General features: G+C 55.9%; 10 protein-coding genes. 5 read left to right on the forward strand and 5 right to left on the reverse strand.

Annotated features, from left to right (window positions below; translation table 11 throughout):
* Positions 1–26 precede the first annotated feature (26 nt).
* On the reverse strand, positions 27–1,529 hold the full coding sequence (locus tag HQ37_RS04775; RefSeq protein ID WP_036881169.1) for a TolC family protein: 1,503 nt from the start codon (positions 1,527–1,529) through the stop codon (positions 27–29).
* A 659-nt stretch (positions 1,530–2,188) separates the two neighbouring features.
* Between HQ37_RS04775 and tgt the strand changes: the two genes are divergently transcribed.
* From tgt to HQ37_RS04800, 5 genes are all read left to right on the forward strand, one after another.
* Positions 2,189–3,322, forward strand: a complete 1,134-nt coding sequence (tgt, locus tag HQ37_RS04780) for a tRNA guanosine(34) transglycosylase Tgt (RefSeq protein ID WP_036881171.1) — start codon at positions 2,189–2,191, stop codon at positions 3,320–3,322.
* 44 nt (positions 3,323–3,366) lie between these two features.
* A complete protein-coding gene (locus HQ37_RS04785) occupies positions 3,367–4,476 on the forward strand; it encodes an LptF/LptG family permease (protein WP_052080766.1) in 1,110 nt (369 codons plus the stop codon).
* 44 nt (positions 4,477–4,520) lie between these two features.
* Entirely contained in the window at positions 4,521–4,982 is a 462-nt protein-coding gene (smpB, locus tag HQ37_RS04790) for an SsrA-binding protein SmpB (RefSeq protein WP_036881172.1), read from the forward strand.
* Between the two features lie 22 nt (positions 4,983–5,004).
* Positions 5,005–5,685, forward strand: a complete 681-nt coding sequence (locus HQ37_RS04795; protein WP_036881173.1) for a M15 family metallopeptidase — start codon at positions 5,005–5,007, stop codon at positions 5,683–5,685.
* A 77-nt stretch (positions 5,686–5,762) separates the two neighbouring features.
* Positions 5,763–6,125, forward strand: coding sequence for a co-chaperone YbbN (locus tag HQ37_RS04800; protein ID WP_036881174.1), 363 nt, complete (start codon positions 5,763–5,765; stop codon positions 6,123–6,125).
* Between the two features lie 100 nt (positions 6,126–6,225).
* Here HQ37_RS04800 and groL read toward each other — a convergent pair whose 3' ends face one another.
* From groL to HQ37_RS04820, 4 genes are all read right to left on the reverse strand, one after another.
* Positions 6,226–7,860 carry a chaperonin GroEL gene (gene groL / locus HQ37_RS04805; RefSeq protein ID WP_036881175.1) on the reverse strand — a complete coding sequence of 545 codons (1,635 nt, stop codon included), beginning with the start codon at positions 7,858–7,860 and terminating at the stop codon, positions 6,226–6,228.
* Between the two features lie 54 nt (positions 7,861–7,914).
* The gene (locus HQ37_RS04810) at positions 7,915–8,184 is read right to left on the reverse strand and encodes a co-chaperone GroES (protein WP_036881176.1); all 270 of its coding nucleotides are present in this window, start codon (positions 8,182–8,184) and stop codon (positions 7,915–7,917) included.
* A 121-nt stretch (positions 8,185–8,305) separates the two neighbouring features.
* Positions 8,306–9,112 (reverse strand): formate/nitrite transporter family protein, encoded by an 807-nt coding sequence (locus HQ37_RS04815; protein WP_036881177.1) that lies wholly within the window; start codon positions 9,110–9,112, stop codon positions 8,306–8,308.
* 2 nt (positions 9,113–9,114) lie between these two features.
* Positions 9,115–10,227 (reverse strand): PepSY domain-containing protein, encoded by a 1,113-nt coding sequence (locus HQ37_RS04820; protein ID WP_036881178.1) that lies wholly within the window; start codon positions 10,225–10,227, stop codon positions 9,115–9,117.
* Between the last annotated feature and the right edge of the window lie 356 nt (positions 10,228–10,583).

Here is a 10,583-nt window from a genome sequence, read left to right on the forward strand (position 1 = left end):
ATGGTGAATGATGTTTCGGGGGTAGTTTACTCGGCGAGCCGCCCGAGGGCCTTGCTCAGGTAAATACTTGCTAGGCGGTAATCTATGATCGCATCGATCTTGGAGGACTTGGCCGAGAGCCAAGCAGTCTGCGCCTCGAGTACGCTCGTCATCGGGATCATCCCCTCGGAGAAGGCGAGATTGGCATGGCGTAGGTTCTCTTCGGCTTTGTCCATATTGCTCTCGGAGAGCTGGACGAGCTTGCTCGCCTCAGAGAGTTTGAGCTTTGCTTGGTCGAGTTGCAGGGCTACCTTGGAGCGAGCCTCATCGAGCCTAAGGCCTGCAGCCCGAGCCTCTGCCCTGGCGGCTCGCACCTTGTAGAGACCTTGTCCCCAGTGCCATAGGGGCACTCGGAGCGTAACGCCGACATTCCACATTCCGCCGAACTTATTCTCAAATCCATTGTATAGGGAGGGATTGCTCACGACATAATTGCCCACAAGGGCCAGTGAGGGGAGATATTCGGCTCGAGCTAGATCGACCTTCTCCCTCTGTAGCTTGTGCAGGAGCTCGAGGCTGCGCAGCTCGGGGCGATCCCGATAGGCCTCGTCGAGGCCACCATTACTGAGATGATACTCTGGTCTAGGGAGTTGGTTGAGGTCTTCGTCTACGAGACGGATGGGCTCGTCTAGCTGGAGGCCGCAGAGCTGACAGAGTAGCATGCGGGAGAGGGTAAGGCCGTCGGCGACCTTGAGCATGGAGACCTCTGCCTCGTTGAGTTTGACACGGATAGTCAACTCGTCCGCTTTGGTAGCGATGCCCGAGGCAATGAGGTGCTGTACATCACTCTCGAGCTTGCGCAGTAGCTGGAGGTAGCTCTCTGCCAATCTCTTCTTATTGGCCAGTGAAACGACCTGCCAATAGGCCTGATCCACCTGCATAACGACCTCTTGTTTGCCTGCACGCTCTTGCTCGAGGGCAATTTGCTCGGCATGGCGAGTGATTTGATTGTAAGCTCGGATCTTCCCACCCATGTAGATCGGCTGTGTGATGGTGAGTGCCCCGAGGAAGATATTGCGGGTATCGGTGCGCATGGCCTCGACGAGCGACGCTCCCGAGGCATTGAGCTGAGAGGCGAGCGAGAGGCCGAACTGCTGGCTCATCTGCCCCATCTGCTTGAGCAGGGGAGCGAGATCGGGCCGAGCCATGGCCATCGCCTGCAGGGTTTGGGCCAGCTGTGCCATATTCGGTGCAAGGCCCTGCATAGTCCCTGTACCGATGTTTTGTAGACGAAGCTTGGCCTCGTCCGAGAGCAGCTGGGTCTCTTTCTGATTGCGGATGTAGCTACCACTGGCTGAGAGGGAGGGCAGATAGCTCGTGAAGGCCGCTTTGCGCTGGTTATGTGCTGCGATGCGCTGCTCGCCTCTTATGGCTAGCTCTCTATTGCCCGAGAGCGCAAGGCTACGACAGCTGTCTATGCTCAGAGTACGCTGTCCATACGCCTGCCAGGAGCTCAATAGGATGATGCTCCAGATGATTAACTTCTTCATAAACGTTCTAATATGCGGGTTAAGGTTCGAGGGAAGCTCCTCAAAACTGCACAGGTGTGCAAATTTACAGTGAACCTCTGTAAGAACCAAATAATTGCGCATTGTCCATGGTAATGTGCAATGCGCTTGGCCCTGTAGTCGAGCTCCCTACTAGGAGCTCGGCTACATCTGCTATGGGCCGTCCCTTGAGATCTTGATGGGGTTTTGATGGAGCTCTCGGAGGGATTGCAGTAGAGTCCTCCACTGGCCCTTATACGAGATCCTACTTAACCCTCGATAGAGGTTCTATTTAGATCTCCATTGTGCTCCTACTTATACCTCTATTGAGTTCTTACTTAACCCTCGATGGAGGTTCTATTTGGATCTCTATTGTGCTCCTACTTATACCTCTATTGAGTTCCTACTTAACCCTCGATGGAGATCCTATTTGGATCTCTATTGCGCTCCTATCTAGATCTCCCAGGAGGCACTCTCGAGGACGTATCCCCCTCAGGGAGTAGACAGCCTGTTGAGAGGCTATTGAGGCCCTCGGGATCGAGCCGATAGATTGTCGCTCGCTGCGGCTTTGGGGGCGAATGTGTATCTTTGTGTGCGCTCCGTCGGCAGGCCATGTAGCCCAGCCGAGTGGGAGTGAACGCTATCATTAGACTATACGACGTATGCTAACCTTCAAGGTGCAACATAACTGCATGGGCACATCCGCTCGTGCTGGAGAGATCACTACCGATCACGGAGTGATTCAAACCCCTATATTCATGCCGGTGGGGACTGTCGGCTCCGTCAAGGCCGTTCATATGACCGAGCTCCGAGAGGACATCGGTGCACAGATCATCCTGGGCAATACCTATCACCTCTATCTGCGTCCTGGGCTCGAGATCCTGCGTGAGGCTGGTGGGCTGCATCGCTTCAACAGCTGGGATGGGCCGATCCTCACCGATAGTGGGGGCTATCAGGTCTTTAGCCTGGCGGAGAATCGCAAGATCACTGAGGAGGGCGTAACCTTCCGCTCTCATATTGATGGCTCGAAGCACCTCTTCTCCCCTGAGCGGGTGATGGACATCGAGCGGGTGATCGGGGCGGACATCATCATGGCCTTCGACGAATGTTGCCCAGGGGATGCCCCCTACGAGTATGCTGCTCGCTCACTTGCTCTGACGGAGCGTTGGCTCGACCGATGCATCTCTCGTGTGCGAGAGACCGAACCGCTGTATGGTTATCATCAGAGCCTTTTCCCGATTGTGCAGGGCTGTGTCTATCCCGATCTGAGGGCGAGGGCGGCCGAACATGTTGCCTCGCTTGGGGCAGAGGGTAATGCCATCGGTGGGCTGGCCGTGGGCGAACCGACCGAGAAGATGTACGAGATGGTCGAGCTGACCAACAGCATTTTGCCTCAAGACAAGCCCCGCTATCTGATGGGTGTGGGGACGCCGATCAACCTCTTGGAGAATATCGCTCGGGGTGTAGACATGTTCGACTGCATCATGCCTACCCGTAATGGGCGCAATGGGCAGCTCTTCACCAGTCGGGGAACGATCAATATTCGCAATGCCAAGTGGGCTAGAGAGTTTAGCCCGATCGACCCCGAGGGAACTTCGTTCGTAGACCAGCAGTACACGCTGGCTTATCTGCACCACCTCATCCGTGCCGATGAGATCCTGGGCCTACAGATCGCCTCGATACACAACCTGGCCTTCTATCTGCGCCTCGTGCGTGAGGCCCGAGAGCATATTATCTCGGGCGACTTTGCCTCGTGGAAAGAGCAGATGGTGCGCAGCATGTCTCACCGTCTCTAACCCCAGCCCAAGAGCCAGAGATGATCAAGAGCCTAAGGCATCTCATGGGGCGGATCGCCCGCTTGCTACACCTCCCCTCGCTGGGGCGGGTGGATCGGTACATCATTCGGACGTTTCTGAATACCTTCTTCTTCAGCATCATCTTGATCATCTCCGTCTCGGTGGTCTTCGATATGAATGAGCGTATGAGCGACCTGCTTCGCCCCGAGGTGTCGCTCTACGAGATCGTCTTCCACTATTACCTCAACTTCATCCCTTACTACGCCAATCTCTTCAGCCCGCTCTTTGTCTTCATCTCGGTGATCTTCTTCACCTCCAAGCTGGCAGAGAATAGCGAGATCATTGCCATGATGGCCAGTGGGATGAGCTTCAGACGGATGCTCTTGCCCTACTTCGTGGCTGCCTCGGTCATCGCAGGCCTATCGTTTGTACTCAATAACTTCATCATCCCTCCAGGTAATAAGGTACGTATTGACTTCGAGAACAAATATTTCCGAAATAAAAACGTGATGTACGCCTCGGGCGTGCAGCTCGAGGTCGAACCTAATGTGGTGCTCTTCATGAATGCTTTCTATCGAGAGAATAAGACAGGTACAGGCTTCTCCCTCGATAGCTATGAGGGGCGAGAGCTACGCAGTCGCCTAACGGCTCGTGCAGCTATCTATGATACGCTCTATCGATGGAGCTTGCAGGAATACCGTATTCGCTACTTCGATGGACATACGGAGCGAGACTCTGTGGGCCTCTCGCTGGACACCATCATCCGAGTGAACCCCGAGGACTTTCTTATCTCAGCCAAGGATGTAGAGAAGATGACCTCGCCCGAGCTCTCTCGCTACATCGACAAGCAAAGCTCCCGAGGGGTCGGTGATGTGAAGCTCTTCGCCATTGAGCTGCACAAGCGTTATGCCGCCATCTTCTCGGCCTTCATCCTGACCTTCATCGGGGCGGTACTCTCGGCCAAAAAGATGAAGAATGGGCTCGGCTTCAACATCGCCATTGGCCTTGGCTTGAGCTTTAGCTACATCCTCTTCTCGGAGGCTGCGGCAACCTTCGCTATCAGCGGCAGCATGAGCCCTTGGCTAGCTGCTTGGTTGCCCAACTTCGCCTTCGTCGTCATCGCCCTAGGCCTCTGGCCCAAAGCCCCGAGGTAGCCCTGAAGCCTTCGCCGGCCTATCCCCCTTAACTCGCAAAGACAATGAAAGAAAAGATACAGCGCAGCGTCGTTATCAAAAACAAGCGAGCCAGCTTCGACTACGAACTCTTGGATCTCTATACCGCAGGCATCGTCCTTGTGGGGACGGAGATCAAGTCGCTTCGTGGGGGCAAGGCAAGTCTCGTCGATGCCTATTGCTACTTCCACAATGGAGAGCTTTGGCTCAAGAACGCCAATATCGCCGAGTATTTCTACGGTTCGTACAACAACCACAATGCTCGCCGAGACCGCAAGCTCCTGCTGAATCGCAAGGAGCTGCGCAAGCTCCAAGACTATGCACAGACCCCAGGGATTACCATCATCCCCACCAGGCTCTTCATCAACGATCGAGGGCTGGCGAAGGTCGATATTGCCCCTGCTCGAGGTAAGAAACTCTACGACAAGAGAGCCTCTATCCGAGAGCGAGAGGATCGTAGGCAGATGGATCGAGCGATGAAGCGTTAGCCCTACAGCCTTGCACCCGAAGATGAAGAGATCGCTCATCATCCTTATCCTGCTGCTCCTCAGTCCTTCGCTCTCTGCTCGCTCTAGAGAGAGCAGAGACCTCGACTCCCTGATGCGCTCCTATGGCATGGTAGACCTTCAGCAGCTCTCGCCCGAGATCCGAGTGGACCTCAAGTATGCCACAACGGACAACTTCACCGGGGTGCTCCTCTATCGAGGCCTCAAGCGAGCCTACCTCGAGCCCAGCTTTGCCCGTAGGGTTGCCCGAGCGCAGAGCTTGCTCTCTCGGCTGAGGCCTGGCTACCGCCTCATCGTCTTTGACGCTGCCCGTCCGCAGAGCGTGCAGCGAGAGATGCGCCGACGTGTCGAGGGGACTCCCTTGGCCAAGTATGTAGCCCCAGCCTCCAAGGGCGGTCGGCACAACTATGGCGTGGCCGTAGACCTCAGTATTGTGGACGATAGAGGACAACTGCTCGATATGGGTACACCCTTTGACCACTTAGGCCCAGAGGCAACCGTAGGCGACGAAGAGCGGTGGATCAAGGCAGGCAAGATGAAGCCCGAGGTGCGGGCCAACCGTCGCCTGCTGATCGAGGTGATGCGCCAGGCTGGGATGCGCCCCTATAAGCTCGAGTGGTGGCATTTCCAGGAATTAATCCCCATGAGCCAGGTGCGCCAGAGGTATCGTCTCTTGGACTTCTAAGCACGGCACTGCGAACCAAAACGAAGGCGAGGGAGTTGTAAAGACACGAACAACTCATCGACTAAGCAACTTAAACTATGAAGGTAACCCTTATCTCCAAGGCTGACTTTGTAAGCCTCTTGCACGACGTAGACACCGATCCCGAGGGCTGGGCAGCTCGCCATAGCCTCCCCATTATTGTAGACTTCTATGCCGAGTGGTGCGGTCCTTGTAAGGCTCTAGCACCTCATTTGGATGCCCTGGCCGAGGAATATGATGGCCGTATCGAGATTTATAAGGTAGATATAGATCAAGATGAGGAGCTTACAGCTCTATACAACATCCGTACAGTGCCTACGCTCCTCTTCGCCCGCCCTAGCGACACGAAGCCCAGGACCATGCTCGGGGTCATGGGTAGAGCAGAGCTGAGAGAGAAGATCGAGCAGCTACTCCTGGGCTAATCCCCCCTTGAGACGACGACCCAATACAAAAGCCATCGGCCGAAGCACCCCTATGGGGACTTCGGCCGATGGCTTTTGTATTCTCGGAGTGTGGGGGCTCTTACATCATGCCGCCCATCCCACCCATCCCAGGGGCCATTGCTGGGGCAGGGTTCTCCTCCTTCTTCTCTGCGATGACACATTCGGTCGTGAGGAACATCCCAGCGATCGAGGCTGCATTCTCTAGAGCCACTCGGGTAACCTTCGCTGGGTCGATTACGCCAGAGGCATAGAGCGACTCGAAGCGATCCGTGCGAGCGTTGTAGCCGAAGTCCGCCTGACCCTCCTTGACACGCTGTACGATGACAGCACCTTCCTTGCCAGCGTTGGCCACGATCTGACGTAGAGGCTCTTCGATCGCACGCTTAACGATCTCGATACCGGTGTTCTCGTCTTCGTTAGCTCCGTTGAGGTTTTCGAGAGCAGCGATAGCGCGGATGTAAGCCGTACCACCACCAGGTACAGTACCTTCCTCTACCGCAGCACGAGTAGCACTGAGGGCATCATCGACACGATCCTTCTTCTCCTTCATCTCTACCTCGCTAGCTGCGCCGACGTAGAGGACTGCTACGCCCCCAGCGAGCTTAGCAAGACGTTCCTGGAGCTTCTCTCGGTCATAGTCCGAGCTAGTGTGCTCGACCTGAGCCTTGATCTGTGCGATGCGGTCTGCAATGGCCTGTTTGTCGCCTGCTCCATTGACGATAGTTGTATTGTCCTTATCCACAGTTACCTTCTCTGCCTTACCGAGCATGTCTAAGGTTGTGGCATCGAGCTTGAGACCAGTCTCTTCGCTGATGACTATACCACCTGTGAGCGTTGCGATGTCCTGTAGCATAGCCTTGCGACGATCTCCGAAGCCTGGAGCCTTGACAGCGCAGACTTTGAGGCTACCACGTAGGCGATTGACTACGAGGGTAGCCAGGGCTTCGCTCTCGATGTCTTCGGCGATGATGAGCAGTGGACGACCTGTCTGTATCGTCTGTTCGAGGACGGGGAGCACCTCTTTGAGGACGCTGATCTTCTTGTCATAGATGAGGATGTAGGGGTTCTCTAGCTCGGCCTCCATCTTCTCGCTGTTGGTAACGAAGTATGGGGAGCTATAGCCACGATCGAATTGCATCCCTTCGACGACCTCGACGGTAGTCTCTGTCCCTTTCGCCTCTTCGACAGTGATAACACCCTCTTTCTTCACCTTACGCATAGCCTCTGCGATGAGTGCACCGATATGCTCATCGCCATTGGCGGAGATCTTGGCCACATGCTCGATCTTCTCGAAGTCGTCTCCGACCTCTCGGGCCATGCTGCGGATCTCACTGACTACCTTGGCGACGGCTTTGTCGATGCCTCGCTTCAGATCCATAGGGTTAGCTCCAGCGGTAACGTTCTTGAGTCCTACGCTGATGAGGGATTGGGCGAGGATGGTCGCTGTAGTTGTTCCGTCGCCAGCATCGTCGTTGGTCTTGCTAGCCACTTCCTTGACGAGCTGTGCGCCCATGTTCTCGAAGGGGCACTCGAGCTCTATCTCTTTGGCCACGGAGACTCCGTCCTTGGTGATGTGTGGAGCTCCGAAGCTCTTGCTGAGGATTACGTTGCGTCCCTTAGGGCCGAGGGTTACCTTAACGGCGTTTGCTAGGGAATCTACACCTTTCTTGAGGAGGTCTCTGGCCTCCATATCAAATTTAATTTCCTTTGCCATGGTTTTGTAATGTCCTAATTAGCTGTGAATGCAGATGATTTTGAGGGGCACGCCTTAGAGGGTTGCCAGGATGTCGCTCTGACGCATGATCAGATACTTCTCTCCTTCGTGTTCGATTTCTGTGCCAGCATATTTGCCGTAGAGGACGATGTCGCCAGCCTTGAGGATCATCTCTTCATCCTTGGTGCCTCGGCCTACGGCCAATACTTCGCCCTTGGCGGGCTTTTCCTTGGCACTATCGGGGATAATGATCCCTCCGACGGTTTTCTCTTCTGCTGCGACTGGCTTGACCAGTACACGGTCTGCAAGTGGTTTGATGTTCATAAGTCTTATACTTTATTTATGATGAATACTGCCTATGACGCACCCCTCGAATCAAGAGGATACGTCATAGGCAATACAACAGCCGTGCCAAAGTCTCTTGGGCTGCCATTTTGGCACGACTCTAGGCTATATGTTGCTGCTGCCGGCCCTTTCTTTGCCCGTAGAGGTAGGCATAGAGTGTCCCAACGAGTAGAGCTCCTCCGACGATATTGCCTAGGGTTGAAGGTAGGAGGTTGTTCCAAAAGAAGTCAGTCCAACTAACCTCCGCCCCGTGGAGCATCCCTGTGGGGATGTAGAACATATTGGCCACCGAATGCTCGAAGCCGATGGCGACGAAAGCCATGACAGGCCACCAGATCCCTATGAGCCGCCCGATCATGCTGCACGAGGAGAAGCCGAGCCATACGGCCAGGCAGACCATCCAGTTCGCTCCGATGCCTCGTAGGAAGGCGACATCCCATTCGAGCGAGACCTTGTACTCGGCCACATGGCGGATATAGTCGGCATAGTGTGGGGCTTGCATCACCCCTGTACGCCAAACGAGGAAGTAATCGAAGAGCAATGCCCCGACGAGGTTGGCGACGTAGACCACTGCCCAGTTTTTGAGGAAGTAGGTGCGAGGAATAGAACCCTGTATGGTAGCAGGGATGAGGTAGGAGGTGTTGCCGGTGAAGAGCTCTGCCCCCACGAGCATGACAAGCATCAGCCCGACGGGGAAGGTAGCCCCTGCGAGCAGCTTCGGCAGGAAGGGGTTGTTCGTCGCCCAGCCGCCCAGGCCTGCTGCGGCGAGGCTGGAGAGCAAGCCCCCCATGGCTATGTATGCTCCCGCAAGCATCCCGAGGATGAAGAGCTGCCCCCAGGGGGTGTGTAGCTTCTTCGAGGCCAGGCTGTGCGTGAGGTCAATGACCTCGCTTGGAGTGTTGATCATGTCTACCGTGTAGAGGGTTTGCGACGCTTCCTTTTGATGACGAAGAGGTAATATCCTGTGATCGGTAGGCTAGAGCCGAGTAGGGCAATGGCACAGGTCAGCAGCTTGGACCAGATGCCACCCCATGCACCCACGTGCAGGGTGTAGATCCAGCCCCTAACCTTGGCCTGTAGGGGCTGGTCGCTGTAGCGTTGGACGAGGGTAGCGAGTCCCGTTTGGGGGTCAATGGCATACTCGTTAGAGGCTCGTGTCGTGCCCCATCCGTCGTAGTGGGAGACGGAGGCTTCGCTGGGCTCGAGGGTGATCTTCGCTGCTTTGGGCTCTAGCTCTCGGAGCTGGTCGAGGGCTCGCTGCCAATGCTCGAAGTGTGGGGTCTCGCTGGGGGGCTGACCATGTGTTCGCCTGCGCTCACCCTGGCGAGGATGCGTCTCGCCCTCGGAGCTTGCGGTGAGGCTGTTGATGCCCTCCCGCACCCACTGGATTGGGGAGTAATAGAGCCCCGTCAGAGCCAGCACGAGCAGGCCGAGGGTGAGGTAGAAGCCGAGGACGTTGTGCAAATCCCTCCACAGACGTTGCCTAGAGGCCGAGGTCTTGATGGTGAGCGAGGCCTTGAGCTGTCGCTTGGAGCGAGGAAACCAGAGCACTAGGCCCGTGATCAAGAGGAGGACGAGCCCGAGGGTCGAGTAGCCTACGATCTCTCGCCCGATGCCTCCCCGCTCGCCCAGTAGCCTGCGGTGCAGGGCCATTACCTGGGAGAAGAAGTCTGAGGAGCTGCGCTCGGCCATCTCTTGGATCTCTGCCGTGTAGGGATTGATGTAGAGGGTCGTGCGCCCGCCGCCCTTGGTGCGCATCTGTAGGGTCCGCTGAGGGTCTCGGGGGATGGTGATCGAGGTAACGGGGTCGCCGCCCAGCTCTCTCTCGACCCTCTGCACGAGGTCGTCTAGGGGGAGGGCCTCGGTCTGAGGGGACGAGGGGACGAAGTAACGCTCGGGGTGGGTGAGCTCTCTGATCTCCTCTCTGAAGACGAGGATAGCCCCTGAGAGACAAACGATGGTGATGAAGATCCCCAGCGGAATGCCTAGATAGAGGTGTAGCTTGCCGAATAGTTTACGCATAAGTCCTGTAGTTCTTTGAGTTAGACATACGATGTACAAAGGTACGACGAATGCGTCGAGGCTACAATCGCCCTCTGTGGGGATATTGCCCTCTGCTCCCTCATTATTTGTGGGGAGCTCCCCCCTCGCCTCAAGAGGCGAGGCAGGGGAGGCCACCTCTAGGCCTAGGAACGAGGTGTCAGAGCCGTATGCCCTCCTCCTGGCTCTTGAGTACGTTGTCGATCTTGATCTGTCGTGTACTGAAAAAAGTTGACAGTGGGTGGAGTCCAATTCCTATTGATTATGCCCGCAGCATCTAGCGATTTTGAACGCCTAGCGATCATCGAGGAGTACCTGAGTAGTTCTCAGAGCAAACA

The sequence above is a fragment of the Porphyromonas sp. COT-239 OH1446 genome, from assembly GCF_000768875.1.
GTDB lineage: Bacteria > Bacteroidota > Bacteroidia > Bacteroidales > Porphyromonadaceae > Porphyromonas.

Excerpts from the sequence above, each read along its gene's own strand:
- HQ37_RS04775 (WP_036881169.1), bottom strand. The coding sequence starts at position 1,529 with ATGAAGAAGTTAATCATCTGGAGCATCATCCTATTGAGCTCCTGGCAG.
- tgt (WP_036881171.1), top strand. The coding sequence starts at position 2,189 with ATGCTAACCTTCAAGGTGCAACATAACTGCATGGGCACATCCGCTCGT.
- HQ37_RS04785 (WP_052080766.1), top strand. The coding sequence starts at position 3,367 with ATGGGGCGGATCGCCCGCTTGCTACACCTCCCCTCGCTGGGGCGGGTG.
- smpB (WP_036881172.1), top strand. The coding sequence starts at position 4,521 with ATGAAAGAAAAGATACAGCGCAGCGTCGTTATCAAAAACAAGCGAGCC.
- HQ37_RS04795 (WP_036881173.1), top strand. The coding sequence starts at position 5,005 with ATGAAGAGATCGCTCATCATCCTTATCCTGCTGCTCCTCAGTCCTTCG.
- HQ37_RS04800 (WP_036881174.1), top strand. The coding sequence starts at position 5,763 with ATGAAGGTAACCCTTATCTCCAAGGCTGACTTTGTAAGCCTCTTGCAC.
- groL (WP_036881175.1), bottom strand. The coding sequence starts at position 7,860 with ATGGCAAAGGAAATTAAATTTGATATGGAGGCCAGAGACCTCCTCAAG.
- HQ37_RS04810 (WP_036881176.1), bottom strand. The coding sequence starts at position 8,184 with ATGAACATCAAACCACTTGCAGACCGTGTACTGGTCAAGCCAGTCGCA.
- HQ37_RS04815 (WP_036881177.1), bottom strand. The coding sequence starts at position 9,112 with ATGATCAACACTCCAAGCGAGGTCATTGACCTCACGCACAGCCTGGCC.
- HQ37_RS04820 (WP_036881178.1), bottom strand. The coding sequence starts at position 10,227 with ATGCGTAAACTATTCGGCAAGCTACACCTCTATCTAGGCATTCCGCTG.